This window comes from Pseudomonas syringae pv. tagetis (assembly GCF_022557255.1).
GTDB classification, from domain to species: Bacteria; Pseudomonadota; Gammaproteobacteria; order Pseudomonadales; family Pseudomonadaceae; genus Aquipseudomonas; species Aquipseudomonas caricapapayae.
On record NZ_CP092923.1, the window covers coordinates 5,803,826 to 5,828,217 of the forward strand.

Sequence of the window (24,392 nt, forward strand, 5' to 3'; positions counted from 1 at the left end):
ATTATCGCTGCCGGCTCGAGCCCTGATGCGGTGTATGGAACGTCTGGAGCTTGAGCAATGGCTCCTGAAAGCGCAGCAAACGTCCGGCGTTGCCCAGTACCAACAAGGTGCTCAGATTGTGCAGGATAGCCGCAACCATCGCACCGGCAGCGCCGAGCAGACCGAAGGCGGCCAGTGCCACAATGGCCAGCGTCCAGCCCAGACCGATGATCACGTTGACCTGCAACGTCTGACGACACTGACGGCTGAGCCTCACGCATGTACCCAGGCGGCGCAGATCGCTGCCGATCAGCACGATATCGGCGGAAGCCAGCGCGATGTCCGCGCCACCCGCACCCATGGCAACGCCGACCACTCCCGCCTTCAGAGCAAGCGAATCGTTGACGCCGTCGCCCACCACCATTGGCCGGAAGCCATTGGCGATCTCGCCCATGACCCGGCTCAGTTTGTCCTCAGGCAAGGCCTGCGCCTGAACGTCTGTAATACCGATATCGTGCGCCAGGGTATCGGCAACGCTTTGCCGGTCACCGGTCAACAACAACTGCCGCCCCATGCCCAGTTCACGCAATTCAAACAGCGCTGCCTGTGCTTCCGGCTTGACGCTGTCGGCCAGCAGCAACCAGGCCAGAAAAACACCATCCAGCGACAGCCCGGCCAGCGGACCGTCGTGTACAGGAACGGCAGGCGTGACAATGCCCAACTGTTCGAACAGCTCCGGGCGACCCAACGCAGCCTCACCCTGCCCGGTCGACGCCACCACACCCAGCCCCTGACGCTCACGGGTGTCCAGCAACGGCAGCAAGCAGGCGTTATCCACAAGACCGGCCAAGGCCCGACTGACCGGGTGGCTGCTGGCCGACCCGAGACTGGCGGCCAGCTCCAGCAATTGCGGGTGCTGCGGCCCGTCAGCCTGCACCGACTGCAAGCGCAAGCGGCCGTAGGTCAGCGTGCCGGTTTTATCCACAACCAGTGAGTTGAGGTCCGCCAGTTCTTCAAGAAACGCCGAGCTGCGAATCAGAATCCCGTGCCGCGCCGCAACCGCGATACCTGCGATGGCGGTGGCCGGGGCCGAGAGCACCAGCGCACAGGGGCAGGCAGCCACCAGCACTGCCAGCATCGCCTGGGCATCCTGAGTGATAAACCAGGTTAGTGCCGCGATCAGCAGCACCAAGACCATGTAGCTGCCTGCGTAGCGTTCTAGCAGGCGTGTGATCGGCGGCTTGGATCGTTCGGCGCTCTGCATCAGCGCGATGACCTTGCCCAGCGTGGACTGGTCGCCGATGCGGGTCACTTCGATACGCAGCAGTCCGTCCAGGTTGATCGCCCCGCCGAACACTTCGATCCCGACCGTGGCTTCCAGCGGCACCGACTCGCCAGTGATTGACGAGGTATCCAGACTGGCCTGACCGGAAAGAACCCGACCATCCGCCGGGACCCGGTCACCCGCACGCACTTCGACCCGATCACCGGTTTTGAGCGTCGCGTTGTCGACCTCGCGAATACTGCCATCGGTCCCCAGCAAACGGGCCTGGCTGCGGGTCAGGCGGCCCAGCGCTTCAATAGCCTCCTGCGAGCCGATCACGCTGCGCTCTTCCAGCACATGACCAAAGATCATGATGATCGGCAGCAAGGCGGCGGTCATCAAATCACCAGTGGCCCAGGCACCGAGCATCGCCAGCGCGATCAACTGGTCAGTGATGCCGTGCAGGCTCGGATGCCTCAGGCTGTGCCAACCGGCGCTGATCACCGGTATTGCCACCAACAGTGACGCAGCGCCCAACAACAACTGACTGACACCTTCCTGCTGCGGGGCGAAAAAGCGCCAGACCAGACCCAGTACCAACACACCGAGTGCCAGCATCGCAAGGGTCAGTTGCCGGGCTGCACTGCGCTGTTCTGCATTGCTCAGCAGGCTGCCGACCGCGTCGGGTGTGGCGGCGTCATGGGTGTGAACGGCTTCGCCACTCATTGTGGTGCTCCCTGGATGATCAGGCGGGAATCGTCTTTGGGGTCGACGGTGGTCACCGAGCCGGCCTGATGCAGGATGGCCGGCACGCGTTCACGGTAGAGACGCTGCATCAGGCCGGGATCGCTGTGGTTGTCGGCAGACTGCGTCAGGCTGGTGACCGTTGCGGTGGCCGCTTGTGCCTTGGCCAGTCGCTCGGACGCCTGTGCGTGCGCCACTTGCAGGGTTCGGTCAGCCTGTTGATTGGCTGTCTGGGTCAGCTTTTCGGCATCGGTGCGCGCATTGGCCACTGCCTGATCGGCCTGTTGACTGGCCGTCAGCACGGCGTTGAAGGCGTTGACTGCCGACGTCGGCAGACTCGACTGCACATCCACCCGAGCCACTTCGACACCGATGCCCATCCCGGTGGCGTCGAGCTCCGCCAGACGCTGATTGATGCCGCGCACCAGATCGCCGCGCAGCCGTTCACGGCGCTCTGCGGCCTGGCTGTCAGGGCCGATCAGCTCGGGACGGGCAACCAGAATGGTGTCCAGGTCCCGCGCTGCGGTGAGCGCCACGGCACTGCGATTGACCAGGCGGTCAAGCGCGGGTAACACATGATCGCCCTGTAACACGAAGGCGTCGGGATCAGTCACTTTGTAGAACACGGTCACGTCCAGTTGCACAACCCCGGCATCGCCGGTCAGCAGAAAGCCGGAACCTGCCAGGGCATCGCTCATGGGGGCCGACAGGGTCGCAATTTCGTCCGCTTTCAGTGCAGCGGGCGAACGCAGCAAGGTTTCCACACGTCGCTCGATTACCCGATCAGCCGAGGGCAACAGCACCACCTGCTCGAACGGCTGCGGCCAGGCGGTCAGCAGTCCTGCGTTCTGAACCCGCTCGATAGCACCGAAACGCATGACCACTGCACGGTTCTGCGGATCAATCTGGCGGACATTGGAGGTGGCCCAGGCGAGCGCTGCCAGCAGAGTGACGCCATACAACCCAAGGAACGCCAGACGGCTCGCCTGCAACCAGGGACTGTTGACAGGCGGCCGTTGCGTCACAGGCTCGTCGACCGGCTGGCTCATGGTTGCGTTCCGCTTTTGCCGTCCAGTGTCGGCGGGCCATCTACCAGCACCCGGAAGGGTGCGGCATCGGTGCGCAGTATCAGACGAGTGCCTGGCGTCACGATGGTGCCCAGAGTGTCCAGCGAGCGCAGCAGGTTATACAACTGCGGCGACCCGGCGTAGGCGCGGCCATAGATCTGCGCGGCTTCAACACGGGACTGCGCTTCGATATCGGCAGCCTTGACCGTGGCATCGGCCTCGACGATGCGCGCATCGCGCTCGGCGGCCGAACGAATCTGCGCGGCTTCGCGTTTGCCCACTGCGGTGCGTTCGGTGGCAATGGTCTCGCGTTCGGCTCGCATGCGGTCCACGGTGGCGTTGAGGGTCACCGACGGCAGGGTCAGTCGTTCAACACCGACCTGCAGAACGCGAACGCCATAGGTCGCCAGCAGTTGCTGATCGATCTGCTGGCGCAATTGATTTTCGAACGCGGTGATATTCACCTTGCTGGCGTCGGTATTCACCAGGCTGGACAGGTCGAAACTGCTCGCTGTGGTCTCCAGCGCAGAGCCGACAAAGGTCCGAATCTGCCGGGCCGCCTCGTCAGGCTGGTTCTGTACCGCGCGCATGAAGCGCTGCACGTTGTCGGCATCGCCCTGCACCTGCCACGCCACATAGGCCTGAACGATGATACGCAAGCCGTCGCGGGTGCCGACATCCTGCAAACCGCTGGAGGTGGTACGCAGGCGCAGATCCACCGGAATGGTCGCTTCGAACGGTGCGGGCCAGCGCCAGTTGAGGCCAGGCTCCAGCAAAACGCGGGAGGGATTGCCGAAGCGGGTGACGACTGTCGCTTCCCCGGAACGCACCTGCACCAGACTCGCCGCCGCAATCGCAAAGGCGATCAGCACCGCAGCCAGGCCTGCCCGACGCCAGGGGAAAGCGGCAGGACCGGACGCGCCGTGATGGTGGTGATGATGGCCGTGACCTCCATGCCCGTGACTGTCATGGTTATGGTCGGCGTGATCGTGATGATGATGATGAAACAGACTCAAGGGACGACTCCTTACTGAACGGCTTTACGCGACGCCGTTGGGTCTGCCGGTGGGATGAAGGTACGCAGGTCGATGGTCGGCGGGTTGTCGCCGCCCAGACGGTGGTCGAGAATCAGCAACTTCGCATTGCCCAGGCCCTCGGTCAGTTGGGCCAGGTATTGCTCCAGCAAAAACGCCTGCCCCGCCTTGGCGTAGGCCTGGCGCTCCGCACTGAAGCGCAGGTCCGCGCCTTGCGCCGTGGCCAGTACCTCGCGCGCAGCGGCGCTGGCCTGATCGCGAGCAACGCTGGCATTGAGCCAAGCCTGATTGGCCTTGTCACTGGCCGCGCCGCGCTCGCGGGAGATCAATGCCTGCGCGCCGATCTGCGCCGCCTGCACGGCATGATAGGCATTGGCGGCACCAGCGGGCGGGTGGATGGCTTCGACCACCGTGGCGAGCAATTCGACGCCGCTGTCCAGGCGCTGCAAGTCAGCCTGTACGGCCTTGCCGATGTCATTGGCAAGCCCGCTGCGCTGTTCGCCGAGCAGTTCATCCAGCGTACGCGAGGCAAAGTCATGCACCAGCACGCGGCTCGCCGTGCTGCGAATCAGGGCCGGAACATCGGCGCTGTTATAGGTCGACGCCATCGCTGCGGCATCTGTCAGGCCGATGCGGTAGACGAACCGCACATCCATATTGACGATCTGAAAGCTCTGCTTGTCGCCTGCACTGCTGGCAATGACCTGGGATTTCTCGTTGATATGGCTGGCATCCCACAGTCGGTTGGCGCTGCCCGGCGGCGGTCCTTCAGCCGGGTCAAGCGTCTGCTCGGCAGCATCGGCTGCAGAAACACTGGTCGCCAGCTCATGAACCACACCGTTTTCAACCGCCAGAACACGGCCAAACGGCCAAGGCAAGCCTGCATGCAGACCAGGCCCGAACACCTCGACGGGCTTGCCGAACCGCTCATAAATGCCTCGCCCCTGCATCGGAATTTCATGCACGCCGCTCAGCGCCCAGCCCAGCGCTGCCACCGCCGCCAGCACCGGCAAAAAGGCACTGCGCATGTAGGTAAAAGCCCAGATCTGACGCAGATCAATGCCGAAGCGGTTGTGCAGCTCATGCTGTAAGGCGAGCAGAGGGCGTGGTGGCCAACGCAACAGGTCAGCCATGAAACTGGCAGCCAGCAGGCGTGGCTCGATACGCGGCGTGCGCGGGCTGAAGACCGATAACGCAGCCCTCGACAGGAATTCGAGCGCCACGCCCAGCGGCAGCAGGCCGATCAACACGGCCAGTCGTGCAGGCCAGGCGCGATCTGCACTGGAGAAGAACAGGCACAGCGCGCCGATCAGCATAACGATGAGCGTCATGCGCACCAGTTGCGCCAGCGCTCCGGCTTCCGGCGACTGGCCGTCGGGCTCACTGCTCAGTTGCCGTTCGATGACCAGAAGCCCGAACGCCAACAGCAACAGGAAGCTGCCGGCCAGATTGCCTGCCGTCGAAAGGTCGGAGCGAGACAACGTCAGATTCCAGAAGGCGCGAACAATGATCAACGCCAGTAACGCCCACCCGGCAAGCCACAGGGTCGAGCTGCCGATGTGCCTGACCAGCGACTCGCCTGAATGACTCATCCGGGAGAGAAAACGCTCGTACCAGCCGGTCTCATCGAGCATGTCTGCCGTTTCAGGAAACGCTTCTGCGACAGGTACTGCCAACGCGCGGGCGCGCCACATCGCCACGTGCCTGGCCGACTGCAAGCCTGCGGTGAGCAGCACCAGCGCCGCAGCGGCGTTGCCCAGTACGGCCATCCACAATGAGCCGGGGGAAAACAGATCGATGGACAACGCCAGCAGCAGCCAGAACGCCGCTGCTCCACCGGTCACATACATCAATCGTCCGAGACGCCGAACCTGTTGCACCGCCATTTGAAAACGCGGCAGGCCTTCGAGGCCTTCGTGCTCATCCAAATCAACCCGCATTGCTACCCCGGTACCCGCTGATCATTGCTGTAGAGAGCCCCGTATCGGCATCCATTAATGCAGTTGCATCATAGCGTTACGATATAACACACAGAGTGAAACTTTCGTCAGGACTGTTAGCTGAACGAATGCGAGATAGCGGTGCTGCCTGACGGGCAAATCGACCTGAAGTCGGGCAGAGGGCGGGACCGCACGCCAGCAAAATGATTGCTGAATATTGCCTGGCAAAAAAAATTTTGTGTCGGTCGAAGGCACCGGGTTGCTCAGCGCGTCTTGCCTCCATTGGCTGGAAGCCTTGCGCCAAGCGGCGATGCGCTTAATCGATTAGTCTGCAGCGGCGCAAAAATCAGCGTCACAGCGGTCAACACGCCGGGTTCATTACCCATGATCGGCGTTTTTTTTTGGCCGATTTCCGAACGGGATCTCGTCTTTGTTATCTGTTGTGGGTAGTTTGCGTTCGGCAAGGAGTCGTTGGCGCGCCATTTTTTGTGCAGGACGCACAGAATTACTCAGAGGCTTCACCTTTATGAATCGCAGAAATCTCCTGAAAGCGTCCATGGCGTTGGCCGCCTACGGCAGCGTATCGGCCTCGGGGCTTTTTGCTGCGCGGGCACTGGCCGCCGCAGCCGATGGCGAGATCGAACACTTCGATTTCGCAGAGCTGCAGGCGCATGCCAAGAAGCTTGCGAGCAAAGGTTATGTGAGCAACAAGCAAGTGCTGCCACCGGTACTTGCGAACATGACGCCGCAGCAATTCAATGCCATCCGCTACGATCCGAATCATTCGCTGTGGAAAGACGTCCACGGCCAGCTCGACGTGCATTTCTTCCACGTCGGCATGGGCTTCAAGACCCCCGTGCGCATGTACAGCGTCGACCCGCAGAGCAAGCAGGCGCGGGAAGTGCATTTCCGCCATGACCTGTTCAACTACGAGAACAGCGGGATCGACAAGAACCTGGTCAAGGGCGATCTGGGCTTTGCCGGTTTCAAACTGTTCAAGGCGCCTGAAATCGCCATCAACGACGTCGTTTCGTTCCTCGGTGCCAGCTACTTCCGGGCCGTGGACAGCAACAAGCAATATGGTTTGTCCGCCCGTGGCCTGGCCATCGACAGCTATGCCAAACGTCAGGAAGAATTCCCCGATTTCACCAAGTTCTGGTTTGAAACGCCGGACAAGAACGCAACGCGCTTTGTGGTGTACGCGCTGCTCGACTCGCCAAGTGCAACCGGCGCCTACCGCTTCGACATCGACTGTCAGGCCGGTCAGGTGGTCATGGAGATCGACGCGCACATCAATGCCCGTACAGATATCCAGCAACTGGGCATTTCACCGATGACCAGCATGTTCAGTTGCGGTACTCACGAACGGCGCATGTGCGACACCATCCATCCGCAAATTCACGACTCGGATCGACTGTCCATGTGGCGCGGCAATGGCGAGTGGATCTGCCGTCCGCTGAACAACCCGGTCAAACCACAGTTCAGCGCCTTCGCCGACACCGATCCGAAAGGTTTCGGGCTGGTGCAGAGCGATCACGAGTTCTCCAGTTATCAGGACACTGTGGTCTGGTACAGCCGCCGTCCGAGTCTGTGGGTCGAGCCGATCACGGCGTGGGGCGAAGGCGAGGTCAGCCTGCTGGAGCTGCCCACCACTGGCGAGACAATGGATAACATCGTGGTGTTCTGGACACCGAAGACGCCGGTCAAGGCCGGAGACTCGATGAACTATGGCTACAAGCTGTTCTGGAGCCCGTTGCCACCGGTGAGCACGCCACTGGCGCAAGTCCACGCCACACGTTCAGGCATGGGCGGTTTTCTTGAAGGCTGGGCGCCGGGCGAGCACTACCCGAAAACCTGGGCGCGCCGCTTTGCGGTGGACTTCAATGGCGGCGGCCTGGATCGCTTGCCGGAAGGCACCGGGATCGAACCCATCGTCACCGTCACTCATGGCAAGGTGCAGGACTTCAACATCCTCGTGCTGCCGGACATCAAGGGCTACCGTGTCACCTTCGACTGGGTGCCGGACAGCGACTCGGTCGAGCCGGTTGAAATGCGCATGTTCATCCGCACCGGCGACCGTACGCTGAGCGAAACGTGGATGTACCAGTACTTCCCGCCAGCACCGGACAAGCGCAAGTACCCTTGACACGCAGCTGTGTGACGCAGGGCATTTCCACGCGGAGTGAGGAACGATAGGTGTCTGCAGGAACGCCAGCGTGAGGAGCGCAAGGTCTCTGCAGGACCACTATCGTGCCCATGCTCCAGCGTGGGCATGTCGTTCTGGACGCTCCGCGTCCGGTTCTGACAAGCCGCGCTCCAGCTCCGCGTTGAAGCAGTGCAACCGATCTAAAGCTTAGACCGGTAAGCAGCCCAAATCGCATGCCTTCATTGAAGGCACATCTTTGTACGCATCGATATGAAGACATGAAGCCTCCCTCCATATAGCACCAGCTTGATGCTTTCCGAGGGAAGTTTTCGGGGATTCCGGCGTACACCCCCTTATTCAGACATAATTGTTTACGATAGCGTCTCTAGCATTCAGGTAGCTTTCAAGGTAAGACGGCGGCACGCTGTTGAAAGCCGACTCCCTCCCGGATGGATCCCGATAGACGGTGTGCAGGTTTTGCGTCCCTGCCACTTGATCGAACATGACCGGCTTGTTTTCTCGAATTACCGATCGTGCGTAAAAAGCGCCGCTGGAGCTTGAATACGACTTTGCTCTTATTTCAGCATCCACCCTGTCGTTGGAAACGGGCTTAAGGGCAAATGCAGCTTTAAGCTTGGCAGACCGTATAGGACCGCCTTCAGAAGCGGTCTCGGTGACAACAGGCGTCGTGGTAACGCTTCTCTCACCCTATGTATGAACTTTTTTCAGCCCCTGCCAAGGATCCACTACTACCGCATGGTCGCCAGTGTTGCGGTCTCGCCAGTCGCCGACAATTACAAGGCTGTGCTGATATGACTCCAGCACTTTAAACACAGGCACGTTCCTCTGATTGCGCTGGAGCTCGGCAAATACCGTTTTCGCGTACTCACCGCAATTGCCGCTACCGGTCTCCATTATGCCTTTGATCTGCTGGTCCTGACTCGCTCGTTCGTCAACACGACTGCGGCACATTTCCTTGCGCATCCAGCTTCGTCCGCCACTCATCCACACGTTGGCTTCTTGATTCCCCGGGCCGTCCGGAAAAGTTTCATGGGCGGTCTTCAGCAAGATATTATGCGCCAGAGACATTGTGTCGAAGGTCGCCGCAGACACCTGGATTATCTGACCATTGCGCCTTCCCGCAGACAATGACTCGAGGCGCGAGTCATGAGCGTCTGATAAGGAAACATAGTTATTGGTCGAGTGGGTCGAGCTACTACCGCTTGGTCCAGCAAAGCAACGAAACATTACAGCGCCTCACAATTTAATCGATGGATGCAGCCTGTGTAATGCAGGCGCTCTCGCAAATGATACAGACCGATTGCCGAGCGGAGATTTCAGCCACTCCCCCAGTGCCTGAGCATGTTCGATGACACTATCGACCAGCCTGAATATTCCGGCAGAGTCCAGTTCCGACAAGGGTTGCCGCGTAGAAAGTAGTACTTCTCTGGTTTCCGGAGCGACGCCCACGCTCAGCACTGGATGCTCAAGGCCGAAAAGATTTTCCGACAGTAAAGCCATATAAGCCTCATCACCAACCTCTTCTGAAAGTCTTCCCGCTTTACAGGCAATACTCAGATAACCTCGTAGATTGCCCATAAGATAAATGTCCAGGTTTTCAATGGACAAAATAAAAACGTCCCGACCCTGAGTATCTGCTGGGGAAACATTGATTTGATATTTTTTCAGCAGATCAGCTGATGACGCTCTGAAATACAGGATCTATAACAGTGGCTGAGTCTCGGCTAACCATTGCACACCCTCACAAAAACCTCCGCACTTTCGGTTGCACCGAAAGGATCAGCACTCTATTTATGAAAAAAGCTCACAATAAGTGGCGCTGACGAAAAATGAGTCCCGTGAAAGACCAAGTAATTGACGTCAATCCGCACCAGTACTGGCTTCCCGCCCATGACGGAAATTTCGGCGGTTCCGGCTTACAACCCCTATCAGCAGGAAACACTGAGCTAGGCCGACATGGCGCTAAGCATGGAAAGGCGTGGCAAAGCGCAAAAACTGTATTTTGCGCAGATGAGCAAAGCGTTCTTGCATCGGGATCCGTTCAGCTGCGTGCTATGCGGAGCGCGGATGGTGTACACCGCAGCCATCGCCGGCCTGACAGTGCAGGGCTTGGTCAACAATGCCCAAAGCATCGCGAAATTGAGGTACGTACCGGACTGGTGCGGGGAAGGTGCGCCTGACGTTCACGAAACACAGCAAAACGTTGCAATGGATGCGTTTTTAGACGCCGATGTGGCGTGAAAACGCGTTTCCGCAGAATCGACGCCACGTTGACATCATGCCGAGGGAACCTTTTTCGGCGAATTACCTTGTATAGGAATTATTGAAATTCCTATACAAGAACTGTGGCGCGGCGCAGATTTGTGACGCAGAGCGTCACGCAAGGCATTCCCACGCGGAGCGTGAGGAACGATAGGTGTCTGGGCTGGAGCTTGTGGAGCGCAAGGTGTCCAGGCTGAAGCGTGAGGAACGACAGGTGTGTTATGGGCATGTCGTTCCGGGCAGGATGTGCAGCACATAACCCTTAATCCCGATTAATTAATTGACAGTTGCCCAAACTGCGACTGATATACGTGTTGTCATGCCGTTGCGAGCATTCGCTCCAGACCCTTTATCTCCCAAAGCCTTCCTGTATCGACGCGAGTCTCGTGATCGTCGGGCGGTAGCTTTGTCCGCGCAATTCCCTCGACGCATATCAGAAGGCAGCCAGCATGGCGTTGACTACTGCGAACAGCGCCGACGCCAGGTCGTCGCTGATGTCCTTTGACAAGTCCACAGTGATGGTATGGGTCGCGATCAGCCTGATACTGGTCGAAACCTTTTCCGGAGCTTTGCGCTTCTACTTCGATCAGGCGGGCATCAGCCCCCTGCTCTATCTGCCCAAAGCCGCCTGCATCCTGCTGTTTACGCTTGAACTGCGCACGTTCAGAGCCGGGAGGTTGTTCTGGACGTTCATGATCCTCTGGCTGATTTCAGGGCTGCTGGCCATGTTGCATCGCGCCAGTGTCTACAACCTCGCGTTCAGTCTGTTTGCACTGAGCCCGCTGGTGTTTGGCCTGGTCTGTGGCAAGCACCTGCTGTATCGCCGCAAACTGTTGTACCGGGCCATCGGCTTTTGCCTGCTGGCCTCACTGCTGGGTCTCGCTCTGGACAAGTTCACCTCGGTGCCCTGGAAGGGCTACAGCTACAGCGTGGGTGAAACCGAATTGAGCGCCAACACCACCTGGAGCGCGGACGAGGTGGACCGCATTGCCGGCTTCGCCAGAGTGTCCAATGTGCTGTCGATCATGATCGCCTTCTACACGCTGTACCTGCTCATGTTCCTGCGCTCGCGCCTGATGATGCTGTTGCTGAGTGCCACGGCGCTTTACGCCATCGTGCTGACCACCAGCAAAGCACCGGCGGCCGCGTTTGCCTTGACCATCGTTCTGCTGTCGATGCGGCGGATGAACTGGACTTGCCGGGCGCTCTGTACCGTAGTGGTGGGCATCGGGTTGCTGCTGCCGACTCTGGGGCTGATTGCCAGTCCTGACGCCTACGTGGTCAGCGGCGGCGGCCCTCTGGCTTCGCTGTATGACCGGCTGATCAATACCTGGCCCGGCCTGATCAGTGACATGAGCCGCGAAGGCTGGATGATCAGTGGCGCGGGCTTCGGCATGGTCGGTAGCACGATGGGGTTATTTCCGGTGGACGGTGGCGGAGTCTTTCTCGGCATGGACAGCTCGGCCCTGTATCTGTGGGCAATGCTGGGCGTGCTCGGGCTGTTGCTGTATGCGCTGCAGATACCGCTGCTGTTCAGGCTGATCGACGACCAGACCCGTGTCGGTCACATGCTGTTGGCCATCAGCTTCTGCTGGTGCCTGATCAGCTGGACCACTGACATGTTCGAGGTGGCTGTCGCCAATCTGTTTATAGGCCTGGCAATTGGTCATGTGATTGGCGCACGACATTCCGCTACGGGCCAGGCATTCGGCCTGACGTCGACTGCCCGCTAAATACCGACAATCCTGTTGGCAACGGTCGTTTTCGGCTGATCCGTAGCCCCTTTCGCATGATCATCCACTGGATGGCTTTCTCAAATGGACTTTAGAAAAGACATTAACGGACTGCGCGCCATCGCGGTGATCGCAGTGCTGCTCTTTCACTTCCAGCCGGCCTGGCTGCCTGGCGGTTTTGCCGGTGTGGACGTGTTTTTCGTGATTTCGGGGTATCTGATTACCGGGATCATCCTGCGGGGCCTGAGGAGCGGTAAATTCAGGCTGGCGGCGTTCTATGCGTCGCGGGCCAGACGCATTGTCCCGGCCCTTGCCGTACTGTGTCTTGCCTTGCTGGTGCTGGGCTGGGTTTCTCTGTTGCCGCTGGACTACAGCGCATTGGGCACGCAGGTGGCCAGCAGTCTGGGGTTCGTCTCCAATTTTGTCTATTGGCGCGAGGCCGGTTACTTCACCGCCGGTGCTCATGAAAAATGGCTGCTGCACACCTGGTCGCTGTCGGTGGAATGGCAGTTTTACCTGCTGTACCCGATTGCGCTGTTGTTACTCGCTCGCTTCGTCGCGCTGCACAACCTGCGCTGGTGGGTGCTGGGTGCATGCCTGGGGGGCTTTGTGCTGTGTGTGCTTGCATCGTCCCAATGGCCGGAGGCTGCTTTCTACCTGCTGCCGACCCGCGCCTGGGAGCTGCTGGCGGGTGGCGTGGCATGCCTGTTCCCGCTGCAACTCAAGGTCATGCAGCAACGCGTTCTGGAGCAGGTCGGAATGGGGCTGATCGTGGCCGGTTTCTGCCTGTTGTCAGTGCAGGACACATGGCCAGGGCACTTGGTATTGATGCCGGTACTGGGGACTTTCGCGGTGATCGCGGCGGCACGCAATGACTCGCTGCTGACCTGCAACCCGCTGTTTCAGTGGACAGGCAAACTGTCGTACTCGTTGTACCTGTGGCACTGGCCAGTGGTGGTGTGGATGAACTACGCCGGTTTGCTGAACGAGACTCGCACGGTGCTGCCGGGCATCGGTATCGCGGTGATACTGGGGCTGATTTCATCGCGGCTGATCGAGCAGTCCGCCAGTGCCCATCAGCCTGACCCGCGCCGCAGGTTTACCACGCTGGGTACGCTGGTCGTGTTGGTGTTCATGGGTGGCGCGCTGGTGAGTGCAACGCAAGGGGTGGTATCGCCACTTCGCCCGATCAGCGTTTCGGACAGGGCGCATTTCATTCAGGAATACGTTGATCGCCAGCACAACCTGTACGAGCCTTACTGGCTGAAATGTGATGCCTTTTCCGCCCTCACCCAGCGTGGCCAGTCGGGGATCGACGAGGCCTGTACTCGCAAACAGGGGCCAGGGGGCGTGTTCTTGTGGGGTGACTCTCACGCACAGGCGCTGTCGCTCGGGCTACGAACCCTGCTGACCCGCAATACGCCCTTCTACCAGGTGGCATCGGCCAGTTGCCTGCCCGGCCTGAGCGACCATGCGGGCCGTACCTCGGCAACCAGCAAAACCTGCGATTACTCCAACAGGACTGCCGTGCAGAGTATCGAAAGGCTGCGTCCGGACATCGTGGTCATCGCGCAAAAAGATGGCCATGACAAAACCGACTGGCAGCGGATCGCGACCCGACTCAAAGGCTTTGGCGTGAAGCACATTGTGCTGATCGGCCCGGTACCGTCGTGGAATCCATCGCTGCCCAGCGTCATAGTCAACCGTCATTGGGGACTGAGCGAGTCGCATATCCGCGATCCGGCACTGGATCAGAGCGTCATGCTGGTGGACCAGGCAACCCGCACGCTGGCCGCATCGGCAGGCATCCGGTTTGTGTCGCTGATCGACAAGCTGTGCATCGCCGATGCCTGTCTGGTACGTATGGAAGACAGCCGCTCATTGCTGCAGATCGACTCGGGGCATCTGAGCGTCGAAGGCTCGCTGTACGTCGTGCGCAACTACGTGCTGCCGCAGCTGGTGAATGAGTGAGCACGCCGTTTTGCGATGCAAGGCGGTACCCAAAGTATCCCCACGAGCGGTCTACGAGAGAACGCCATCGTGCATGAGCCCCCGCCTGTATTTGCGGACGTTCTGCGTCCGATCCTGACGCTTGATCAGTGAAGCTCTTTGAGCCGCTCGGCAAACTTGACGAGGTCGGCCAGAGAGTCGGCTTCCATCTTGCGCATGACCGATCCACGCCGGACCTTGACGGTGATTTCACTCACATTCAGGCGGGCTGCAATCTGCTTGTTGAGCAAGCCACTGACGACCAGTTCCATCACCTGCTGCTCGCCCGGATTGAGGCTGGCATGACGACGCTGTAACTCGGCTTCGATGGCGGCGTTGCGCCGACGGCCACGGTCGCGCTCAAGCCCTGCCTGAAGTGCGTCCAGCAGGTCCTGGTCACGAAAGGGCTTGGTCAGAAACTCCACCGCACCGGCCTTCATTGCTCGCACGGACATGGGAATGTCGCCATGCCCGGTGATGAAAATGACCGGCAGAAAAATCCCCGACCTGGCCATATGCTCCTGAAAGTCCAGGCCACTCATGCCCGGCATGCGGATGTCCAGGATCAGGCAGCCCGGCGCGTCAGGACGAGGGGTGTCCATGAACTCGCGGGTCGAGCCGAACAGCATGCTGCGCAATCCGACCGATGCCAGCAGGTCTTCCAGAGACGAGCGCACCGACAGGTCGTCATCAATGACAAAGATGATCGGCTCTTCGGCCTGCGGAGCGGTGGCGATTGTGTTCATCAGCTTTCCATCTTTCCAGTGGGCAGAGTGAAATGAAACATAGCCCCGGTTGACGGGTTGGGCGTCATCCAGATCCGGCCGCCATGAGCTTCGATGATAGACCGGCTGATCGCCAGGCCAATCCCCATGCCCTCCTCCTTGGTGGTATAGAAAGCGTCGAAAAGCCGGTCGGCGTCTTCCGGCTGAACCCCTATGCCGCTGTCGCTGACAGTGAACTCGATTTCCATGCCCCCACGCCACTCGACCCGTACATTCAGCTGCGCCTGTTCGGGTTCGACTTTCCTCATCGCGTCCATGCCATTGAGCATCAGGTTCAGCAACACCTGCTGGATCTGCACCCGGTCAGCCAGCAATGGTGGCATGCCCTCAGGTACGTCAACCGACAGTGTCACGCCCTGCCCGTCCAGCTCGCTGTGCGCCAGCGCGACGATCTCGGCCACCGTGTCTGCCACGCTGATCCACTCTTTGTGCGTCGACGAGCGCTTCGCCAGGGCGCGGACTCGCACGATGATATCCCCGGCGCGGTTGGCGTCACCGATCATGCGCTCGACGGCCTGGCGGGCCTTTTCCAGATTGGCAGGCTCTGTGGCCAGCCAGCGCTGGCAGGCGTTACCGCTGATGACAATCGCAGACAGCGGTTGATTCACCTCATGGGCAATGGACGCAGCAAGCTCGCCCAACTGGTTGACCCGGGCGATGTGCGCCAGCTGCGAACGCGCTTCATGGACCGTGCGGATGGCCCGCGCCATGCGCAACGCCAGCCAGGTGGTTATGGCGATGGCGGCCAGACTGATGACGCAGTTGATCAGCCCGGACGCCTCACTGCCTCTGGAGGTGGTCATCTCGTAACTGACCACCGTCAGCAACATGCACACCAATGCCACGACAATCACGCCCCTGGCCGGCAAAAACCAGACTGCCAGCAACACCACAGCGATCTGGAACACCCCTACGGCGATCTCCAGATCGGTAAGGGTATCGGCCACCGCGATCACCAGCGCCAGCGCCAGCAAAGCGACCCACCTGACTGCCATCGCAGCCCTGCTACAGGATTCTGGCTCGTGCATCGGCACCCTCTCGCTCTTCAAACGCCCGCAGAGTATGTCTTACACACCTCAGGACGGGTTATCCAGACTGAACTGATCGGCCAGTTCATCGTACGCGAACAACTCGGCGTAGCGACCCCACTGTGTGACGACATTCAGGGTCTGCATGGCATCGCTTTCGGACATGAAGTCTTCCAGTTGGTCGCGAAATCGCCGCGCCGGGGCTGTGTGCGTGGGGCGATCATCCAGCACCCGCCGAATGTGCGCCACCAGCGGCACGAAGCTCAACAGGTGTTGGGCAAACAGTTGCTTGCGTTCATCCACATCCGCCAGTGCATAGCGATTTGCGGCAGGCAGCAGGCGAATATCACCGCCCTTCAGTTCAGCGAAGCGCAACAGTTGCAGAACCTCGGCAATCGGGAACAGCTCGTCGGCATTGTAGTGAAGTGCACTGGCCAGCTCCGGCAGGTCCGCTTTGAGGCTGTAGGGCGGCGCATGAATGGCTTCGATCAGCCCCGCGAGCGCATTGGTGGACACCTGTGGCAACACCATGCCCAGCCCGGTGCCCGGAAATACGCCCTGACGAATCTCGCCGGCATCGTTGTCCTGGGTCATCAGCACGTAGATTTCTTCCACCAGTGCGCGGAAAATCGGGTCCTGACGATTGCGCGGTTGGGGCAGATCGACCTTGATCTCACTGATCACCCGGCCCGGATTGGAGGAGAACAGCAGGATCCGATCGCACATCAGCACCGCCTCGGCAATGTTGTGCGTCACCATCAGGATCGACTTGATGGGCATGCGCCCTTCGCTCCACATGTCCAGCAGGTCGGTGCGCAGGGTTTCAGCCGTCAGCACATCGAGCGCGGAAAAGGGTTCGTCCATCAGCAGCACATCAGGGTCGATCACCAGCGCTCGCGCCATGCCCACGCGTTGGCGCATGCCGCCGGAAAGCTCCTTGGGATAGGCGCTTTCGAAACCGTCCAGGCCAATCAGGTCGATGGCCGCCAGCGCCCGCTTGCGGCGTACCGCTGCCGGCACGCGCTGCGCCTCGAGCCCGACTTCGACGTTTTCCAGCACCGTCAGCCACGGAAACAGGGCAAAGCTCTGAAACACCATGCCCACCGACATCGCCCGCCCCTGTGCACGACGAGGAAAGCTCACCTCGCCTTCGGTGGGCACCACCAAGCCCGCGATGGAGCGCAACAACGTGGACTTGCCCGAGCCGGAGCGGCCCAGCAGGCCGACTATTTCGTTCTCGTTGAGCTTCAGTGTCACGTCATCCAGCACCAGACGCTCTTTGCTGCCTTTGCCGTACACATGTCGGACTTTCTGAACATCTACCAGGCAACGCGTTTCGACAGCCATCATCATGGCGCCCTCCCTTACAAAAATTCACACAAGACTCAGGCGGCGCTCGGCAAATCCGTACAGCGGACGCCACAGCAACCGGTTGAATCCGATCACGAAGACCGACATGACGACAATGCCCAACGCGACGCGTGGAAAGTCTCCCGCCTGGGTCGCGTTGGCGATGTAAGCACCGAGCCCCGCCGCTTCCAGATGCTGATCACCCCAGGACACCGCTTCGGCGACAATGCTGGCGTTCCACGAACCACCCGATGCAGTCAGCGCCCCGGTGACGTAGTAGGGGAACACGCCCGGCAAGGCCACTCGCCGCCACCACTGCCAGCCGCGCATGTTGAACATGGTCGCCGCTTCGCGCAGATCGGTAGGCAAGGCGCTTGCGCCGGCGATCACGTTGAACAGGATGTACCACTGTGTACCGAGCACCATCAACGGCGAGAGCCAGACGTCCGGGTTCAGGTGCAGACCGACAATCGCGATCACGGCAAAAGGGAACAGCACGTTGGCGGGAAAGGCTGCCATGAACTGCGCGATGGGCTGCAACCGTTCGGCCCAGACCGGACGCAAGCCGATCCATACACCGACAGGCACCCAGATCAGGCTCGCGATGACGATCAATACGATCACCCGTACCATCGTGGCCAGCCCCAGACCAAACGCAGTGGCCAGATCGCTCAGGCCCAGCGATGTCTCGATGAACCTGAACAGGTAGACACTCCCGGCCAGACAGGCGGCCATGACCAGCCCCAGCCACAGGCAGTCGAGCAACCGGACAACGCCAGGCGAGAGCTTTACGTTCCAGAGCCGGGATGCCACGCGCCAGTCGATCAGCATCAGGCATTTCCACGGCGCAGCCAGGATCGAACCGAGCATGGGCGCCACTCGGGAACGGCCCAGCAGGCTGTACATCCAGGAGCGCGGACGCTTGGACGACGCGGTTTGCTCGAAGCGGAACTTGTCCGCCCACGCCACGATCGGCCTGAACAGCAGTTGGTCATAGGCCAGAATCACCAGCGCCATTGCGCCCACCGCCCAGGCAATCGCGCCAAGGTTTTTCTGCTCGATGGCCAGCGCCAGCCATGACCCGATGCCAGGCAGATTGACCGTGGTATCACCGACTGAAATAGCTTCGCAGGCGACCACGAAAAACCAGCCGCCGGACATCGACATCATCATGTTCCATACCAGCCCCGGTATGGCAAACGGCAACTCGAGGCGGGTAAAACGCAGCACTGGGGACAGCCCGAACTGGCGTGTGACTTCATTCAGGTCGCTTGGCACGGTGCGCAGTGACTGATAGAAACTGAACGCGAGATTCCATGCCTGGCTGGTGAAGATGGCAAAAATGGCTGCGCATTCAACGCCCATCTGCCGACCGGGAAACAGCCCCATGAAGAACGTCACCGTGAACGTCAAAAACCCCAGTACCGGAACCGACTGAAGAATATCCAGCGCCGGGATAATCACGTGTTCGGCCTTGCGGCTTTTTGCCGCCAGCGTGGCCACGACAAACGTGAAGATCAGGGAGGCCGCCAGTGCGATGAACATGCGCAGTGTGGTGCGCAATGCATACTCGGGCAGGCGCGCCGGGTCCAGACTCATCGGGCTTGAGTTCAACGCGGCAAGTGGCTGCATCATCTGGCTTGTGCCATACAGCACCAGCGCAATAAACACGGCAATAATGACCAGGCAGAGGCCATCGGCCCAGTACGGAGTGCGCGCGCCGGGTTTTACAAAACGGGGCGTGCGCAGGCTTTTACCGAATTCAAATATAGAATGCATTGCTCACCTCGCATCGGCTGTGCAGGCGCAGACACGCCGGCTCTATGAGCAGACGGGCTGTCAGCGATTAGACATAAAGGGCATTAATGGCTGCCGGATAATGAGGTAAAGCTTATCGAGGTTTGAACAATAGATATAACCTGCAAAAGTAGGTCATGTTTATCTGTCAGTATGGTTTATATATACCAACGTATAGTGCGCTAACGCTCCTGCCCATCGTGTGATGAACGATAACCTCAACTGATTAAGTTATCGTGCGACGCTCCGCGTCGGCATGCCATTCTGGACGTGCTGCGTCTGACCTTGAATGCGTGGCGCAGATCTGTAGCGCAGAGTGTCACGCAAGGCATTCCGACGCTGGGACGTGCGCAACGATAATCTCAACTGCTTCAACTATCGTGCAGCGCTCCGCGTCGGCATGCAGCCCTCATTACACCCGAAAGTGGCTGACCATCATCTGCAACTGGCCTCCCAGACGTGCCAGCTCGACGCTGGAGGCTGCGGTTTCTTCGCTGGCTTCGGCGGTCTGTTCGGATACATCGCGAACGTTGACGATACTGCGGCTGATTTCGTCGGCCACCGAGCTTTGTTGCTCTGCAGCGGCGGCAATCTGCTGGTTCATCGCCTGAATGTTCGACACAGTCCGGGTGATGCTTTCCAGTGACGTCCCGGCCCTGCGCGTCAGCTCGACACTGTTGTCAGTCAGCGTGCGACTGCCCAGCATGATGCCCGATACCTGACGAGTGCCGTTCTGCAATGCAGCGACCAGGCCCTCGATTTCTTCGGTGGACTGCTGGGTTCGTTGTGCCAGGCCACGAACCTCGTCGGCCACCACGGCAAAACCGCGACCGGCTTCCCCGGCACGCGCAGCCTCAATGGCCGCGTTGAGTGCCAGCAGATTGGTCTGCTCGGCGACGGCCTTGATCACATCCATGACCTTGCCGATCTTGTCGCTTTCCTGCTCCAGCACGTTCATCGCGTCGGATGAGCGCACCACCTCGGCGGCCAGCCGCTCGATCTGCTGGATGGCTTCTCCTACGACCTTGTCGCCTTCACGGGCCTGGTTGTCGGCATCGGAAGCGGCAACCGAAGCCTGCTCGGCGTTGCGCGCTACCTCATGCACAGTGGCTGACATTTCATGCATGGCAGTCGCCACCTGATCAGTCTCGACCTTCTGACTGTTGACGCCCGCGCTGGTCTGCTCGGTGACCGCCGACAGTTCTTCGGCAGCGCTGGCAATCTGCGTAACGCCGTCGCGAATACCGGAAATCAGCTCGCGCAAGGTTGCGCCCATGCGCTGGATGCCCTGCTGCAACACGCCCAGTTCGTCACGCCGGGTGACTGCCTGCGTATGAGTCAGGTCGCCAGCTGCGATACGTTCCACAATGGCCAGCGTATCGTGCAACGGTCGGGTGATCTGACGGGTAATGACGATGGCTGCAAGAATGCCCAGCAACATGACCAACAACACGCAACCGATCTGCAGATTACGCGCCTGAGCGGTATCTTCCTTGCCCATCTGCATCTGAATGCCGTACAGCTCTTCGCCCAGTTTGACGATGGCGGCGCCCTGGGAGGTCAGGTCCTTGCGCACGCTGGCAGCCGTCTGAGTGGTAGCCTTGAACGCGTCGACCGAACTGCGGTAATTGCGCAGAGCGGTTTCAAACTGGGTAATCTGATCGCGACTGGCAGCGCCAAACGTGGTTTTAAGTGCGTCCAGATGACTGATCGCTGCATCAAGCTGCTGGAAGGCGGCGGCCTCTGCCTTGTCATTCGGATTGCCGGTATAACCCCGTACCTCGTAGCGGACCAGAGTAAGGTCTTGCCTGGCGGTAGCCGCCACTCGGGCTTGATCGAAACGGGCCGGGTCCGAAGGATCCATCTGCATGACAGCATCGTTCAATGAGTCGACAGCCCGCATGGCGACCATGGCATTGGTGGTCATCTCGCTACGCACTCTGGCTCCGGCCTGGTAAGCAGCACGCATGCTGTTCAAGGACATTTCATAGTCGCGAGTGACGTCGGCGAGCTCACGCAGAGGTTTCAGGTTGACCGGGTTGTTGAAGCTGATGAGCAGTGATTGCTGCTGGGCTTTGAAGACATCCAGTTTGCTCTGCATATTTTGCGCGGCGGTTTCATCGCCGTCAGTCAGCATGTATTGCAGGCGCGCGACCCGCAGGTTGGTCAGGTTGTCACTCAGCTCAGTGATATCGCCGATTCTGTCAGTGCGATTGATGAGTTTATCGAGGCTGGTCCAGCCGACGAGTGCGAGGATGGCAGTGAAGAAGAGAACGATCCCAAAGCCCAATGCCAACTTCATGTTGACGCTGATGTTCGCAAAACTGCTGTTCATAAAATCTCCTGAATATGCTTTTTGTGCGCAACGAAAGAGCTGAAGATTTGTTTTTATGGACAGCAAACCCGCGCGCCAGAGCTATCGGCCGCAGAAGAGCAAAACTTGATCAAAAAAAGGCAATCAGCGCCCGGGCGCTGACTGAGGAAGGGTGAACCGGGAGGCTGCAAGCCCCCCGATCCGGTCAGGCAACCAGCTTGAAACGCGCTACGACATTGCGCATGTCGGTAGCGACCCGTGCCAACTCTTCGGCAGTGACCGCGTTGTTGTCGATGCCCAGCATCAACGTCCCGGAGCTGTTGCGAATCTCCATGACATTACGGTTGATGTCCTCGGACACCGCATGCTGTTGCACCGCAGCGCTGGCAATCTGAGTATTCATCTCGACAATACGCTCGACGCCCTGACTGATACTCGACAGGCTGCCGGAGGCGTCACTCGCGGCACTGATGCACGCTTGAGCCTTTTGCTGGCCAGCCTGCATTTGCTGCACGGCAGCATCGGTAGCACTTTGCAGTTGCTGAATGATGTTGCGGATTTCTTCGGTCGACGCCTGAGTACGCGAAGCCAGCGTGCGCACTTCATCAGCGACCACAGCAAACCCGCGTCCCTGCTCGCCCGCCCGTGCCGCTTCGATCGCGGCGTTAAGAGCCAGCAGGTTGGTCTGATCGGCAATCGTACTGATGACCTGAATGACGCCACCAATCGACTGGCTGTGCAGGGCCAGCGCCTGGACTTTCTGGGCACTGACCTCCACTTCTTCCGCCAGGGCCTGAATGGTCGAGTGGGCCTGATGCATGATGCGCAGCCCGTTACGCGACGCCGTGTTCGCTTCATCGGCAGCCAGCGCGGCGCCCTCGGTGTTCTGCGCCACATCGGCCACGCTTGTGGTCATCTCGTTGATAGCGGTCGCCACTTGCTCGGTTTCAGCTTGCTGCGCGTTCATCGACTGCTTGGCCAGGCCGATGGATGTGCCCAGCCGGGCAGCCACATCAGAAAGCTCGTAGGAAGTGCGGTCCATGTGCGAGATGGAACTGGCAAATGCTTCCGCCATCAGGTTCAGACCGTTGGCGATATCCGCCACTTCATCCTTGCTGCTGACCTGTACGCGGGCGCTCAGATCACCTTCTGCCAGGCGGCGAGTGACGCCCAGCAGGCCGTCGATGGTCAGGCGCAGAGCGCGGTAGATACTGAAGAACGCATAGAGCAGCAATAAACCCATGATCACGCACATGGCAATGACGACCTCGCGTTGCAGCAGAAGCGCGTCATAACGCGCATCCAGTTCCTGCTGAAGCGCAGCCTGTATCTCGTCCTGAGCCTTATAAAGACCCGCTACCACGACATTACCGCGAGCACTTAACGCCTGTCCCTGCTGTGCAGAGAACTCTGTACCCCTGACGTACGCATACATGTCGTTGCGAAAGCTGTCCATTGCCGAAGTAGCCGTAGCGATAGGGTCGCCAATGCGTGCAGCAAGCTCTGGAGCACGGCGCTTGAGCAGTCGAATGCTTTGCTCCAGCTCCGCGCGAAATTGCAGCTCGATCTTCAGCAGGCTTTCGAGCGAACCGCGCATGGGTACGCTAAGCCCCTGACCGGTACTCAAGCCCGCCGTGATACCGCGGATCTGACCGGCCACGTTGATTTCTCTGGGCATGCGGATGGTGCTCAGGTCGATCAGAAACAGTGAGGCGTAATCCTCGTCCAGCACCATGCCCGAGGTAGCCGAGACGTAATAGATAAAGTTGAGTGTCTGGGCCAGTTGTTCATTCCACTGGGCAAACACCTCATCTTGCAAAAGGCCGGGCTTGACGCTTTCCATCAGAGAACGGGCACCTTCACGAAGACGCTGCACACGATTCTCCGTTTCCAGCACACGTCCCTGGCGAGCATCCATGTCGGCGAGGTTATTGAGAGCAGTCTCGAGCTGAGTGCGATTGCTGGCCAGATCCTGAGCGGCAGACGCATCACCGGCGAGCAAACGGTTGGTTGTCGCACGTTGCAGCATGGAGAGTCGCAGAACCGGCGTCATGACATGCAGGTATTCACGACCGATACGTTCTTGCGCAACGGTGTCGATACTCGCATTCAGGCTGTTGAAGACGCGAAGGCCCAGAACGATCAGCGGGATGACGATAATGATGGCTAAAACGGCAAACTTGGCAGGGAACCGCAGGCGATTGGTAAGGTAAATACCAGGCGAAAGGATGTTCATAGTGTTCTCTTTTTAATTAGGGTGCCCGATCCGGCTGAAAAATCTCCTTTCTTTGCATCACGGCAGGTGCAAGGTCAGTTATGCGACGTTGAAGGACTTCATCCACTCAAATGAAGGCACAGTGACATCACCTCAGAGCGATGCCCCGTCGAGAAGTTCAACAGGGGCCATAGCCTGACACCGGGCTATCGGCAAGGCCACGTGGAACGTGAAGTTAGAGGGTTGGCAAGTGTCAGGCGGGAGCGACGCGGGGGGCTATGAAGCCAGCGGTAAATCATGATCCAGATAAAGAGGGTTCAGACCAATTTCGGGGGAAAGGCATCTGTCCGACCGATCTGCCGAGCGCAGAATCTTCAGCGCATACACCGTCGCGCGTCATCGTGACGCACGACGGTGAGAGCCGTATTGAGGTGAACGAGGACTTTCAAGCCCGTGTCCACTCCACGTTCGACAACCCGAGCTTTTCAGCCTGAGGCTTGCTCAATTTGGGGACCGGGTCGGAGCGGTATTTGGGAATTGCACCGAATCCCGCATCCACCGACGCCCAATGCCAGGCTTCTTTATTGTCCATGACAACCGCTCTTATGTAGAACGTCTTGTAACTGCCATGCAGCAGGTAATCGATACGGTAGTGTTTTTCATCAGCCATTGTGTTGCTCCTGCTTTGTCGACTCGCAAAACAGATCGCAGCCATTTCAAAAAA

At 59.5% G+C, this 24,392-nt stretch carries 14 protein-coding genes and 5 pseudogenes; 4 read left to right on the top strand and 15 right to left on the bottom strand.

Annotation, left to right across the window (positions count from 1 at the left end; translation table 11 throughout):
* Window position 1: 1 nt before the first annotated feature.
* The 4 genes from MME58_RS25995 to hflK (MME58_RS26010) are packed head-to-tail and all read right to left on the bottom strand — an operon-like array spanning window position 2 to window position 6,028.
* Complete coding sequence (locus MME58_RS25995) at window positions 2–1,969, bottom strand: cation-translocating P-type ATPase (protein ID WP_055006636.1); 1,968 nt, start codon at window positions 1,967–1,969, stop codon at window positions 2–4.
* Window positions 1,966–3,036 (bottom strand): protease modulator HflK, encoded by a 1,071-nt coding sequence (gene hflK, locus MME58_RS26000; RefSeq protein WP_054984300.1) that lies wholly within the window; start codon window positions 3,034–3,036, stop codon window positions 1,966–1,968. Before hflK (MME58_RS26000) ends, MME58_RS25995 begins: the two co-directional genes overlap by 4 nt.
* Complete coding sequence (gene hflC / locus MME58_RS26005) at window positions 3,033–4,070, bottom strand: protease modulator HflC (RefSeq protein WP_054984299.1); 1,038 nt, start codon at window positions 4,068–4,070, stop codon at window positions 3,033–3,035. The genes hflK (MME58_RS26000) and hflC overlap by 4 nt, the downstream gene beginning before the upstream one ends.
* Before the next feature lie 11 nt (window positions 4,071–4,081).
* Entirely contained in the window at window positions 4,082–6,028 is a 1,947-nt protein-coding gene (gene hflK, locus MME58_RS26010; RefSeq protein WP_055006040.1) for a protease modulator HflK, read from the bottom strand.
* Between the two features lie 526 nt (window positions 6,029–6,554).
* Between hflK (MME58_RS26010) and MME58_RS26015 the strand changes: the two genes are divergently transcribed.
* Window positions 6,555–8,174: a glucan biosynthesis protein D gene (locus MME58_RS26015; RefSeq protein WP_055006039.1), complete on the top strand. Its 1,620-nt coding sequence runs from the start codon at window positions 6,555–6,557 to the stop codon at window positions 8,172–8,174.
* 357 nt (window positions 8,175–8,531) lie between these two features.
* Here the strand turns inward: MME58_RS26015 and MME58_RS26020 are convergent.
* Window positions 8,532–9,263, bottom strand: a pseudogene (locus MME58_RS26020) (hypothetical protein).
* Window positions 9,264–9,431: 168 nt separating this feature from the next.
* Window positions 9,432–9,927, bottom strand: a pseudogene (locus MME58_RS26025) (CesT family type III secretion system chaperone).
* 227 nt (window positions 9,928–10,154) lie between these two features.
* Between MME58_RS26025 and MME58_RS26030 the strand changes: the two are divergent.
* The 3 genes and pseudogenes from MME58_RS26030 to MME58_RS26040 all read left to right on the top strand — a co-directional run.
* Window positions 10,155–10,349: pseudogene (locus MME58_RS26030) on the top strand (IS91 family transposase); the annotation flags it as partial.
* 557 nt (window positions 10,350–10,906) lie between these two features.
* Window positions 10,907–12,190, top strand: coding sequence for a hypothetical protein (locus tag MME58_RS26035; protein ID WP_055006038.1), 1,284 nt, complete (start codon window positions 10,907–10,909; stop codon window positions 12,188–12,190).
* 84 nt (window positions 12,191–12,274) lie between these two features.
* Window positions 12,275–14,161 carry an acyltransferase family protein gene (locus MME58_RS26040; protein ID WP_055006037.1) on the top strand — a complete coding sequence of 629 codons (1,887 nt, stop codon included), beginning with the start codon at window positions 12,275–12,277 and terminating at the stop codon, window positions 14,159–14,161.
* Window positions 14,162–14,286: 125 nt separating this feature from the next.
* On the opposite strand, the gene MME58_RS26045 is transcribed toward MME58_RS26040, so the two are convergent.
* The 9 genes and pseudogenes from MME58_RS26045 to MME58_RS26075 all read right to left on the bottom strand — a co-directional run bounded on the left by MME58_RS26045 (window position 14,287) and on the right by MME58_RS26075 (window position 24,338).
* A complete protein-coding gene (locus MME58_RS26045; protein ID WP_054984294.1) occupies window positions 14,287–14,925 on the bottom strand; it encodes a response regulator transcription factor in 639 nt (212 codons plus the stop codon).
* On the bottom strand, window positions 14,925–15,992 hold the full coding sequence (locus MME58_RS26050) for a sensor histidine kinase (RefSeq protein WP_054984293.1): 1,068 nt from the start codon (window positions 15,990–15,992) through the stop codon (window positions 14,925–14,927). The genes MME58_RS26045 and MME58_RS26050 overlap by 1 nt, the downstream gene beginning before the upstream one ends.
* A gap of 48 nt (window positions 15,993–16,040) precedes the next feature.
* A complete protein-coding gene (locus MME58_RS26055; RefSeq protein WP_054984292.1) occupies window positions 16,041–17,345 on the bottom strand; it encodes an ABC transporter ATP-binding protein in 1,305 nt (434 codons plus the stop codon).
* A 21-nt stretch (window positions 17,346–17,366) separates the two neighbouring features.
* On the bottom strand, window positions 17,367–19,121 hold the full coding sequence (locus MME58_RS26060; protein WP_054984291.1) for an ABC transporter permease: 1,755 nt from the start codon (window positions 19,119–19,121) through the stop codon (window positions 17,367–17,369).
* Window positions 19,122–19,551: 430 nt separating this feature from the next.
* Entirely contained in the window at window positions 19,552–20,415 is an 864-nt protein-coding gene (locus MME58_RS27930; protein WP_371904915.1) for a methyl-accepting chemotaxis protein, read from the bottom strand.
* Window positions 20,416–20,454: 39 nt separating this feature from the next.
* A pseudogene (locus tag MME58_RS27935) lies at window positions 20,455–21,474 on the bottom strand (methyl-accepting chemotaxis protein); the annotation flags it as partial.
* A 184-nt stretch (window positions 21,475–21,658) separates the two neighbouring features.
* Window positions 21,659–22,528 (bottom strand): methyl-accepting chemotaxis protein, encoded by an 870-nt coding sequence (locus tag MME58_RS27940; protein ID WP_375233306.1) that lies wholly within the window; start codon window positions 22,526–22,528, stop codon window positions 21,659–21,661.
* Window positions 22,529–23,689, bottom strand: a pseudogene (locus MME58_RS27945) (HAMP domain-containing protein); the annotation flags it as partial.
* Window positions 23,690–24,113: 424 nt separating this feature from the next.
* Window positions 24,114–24,338 carry a DUF6555 family protein gene (locus MME58_RS26075; protein ID WP_002555969.1) on the bottom strand — a complete coding sequence of 75 codons (225 nt, stop codon included), beginning with the start codon at window positions 24,336–24,338 and terminating at the stop codon, window positions 24,114–24,116.
* Window positions 24,339–24,392: the final 54 nt, after the last annotated feature.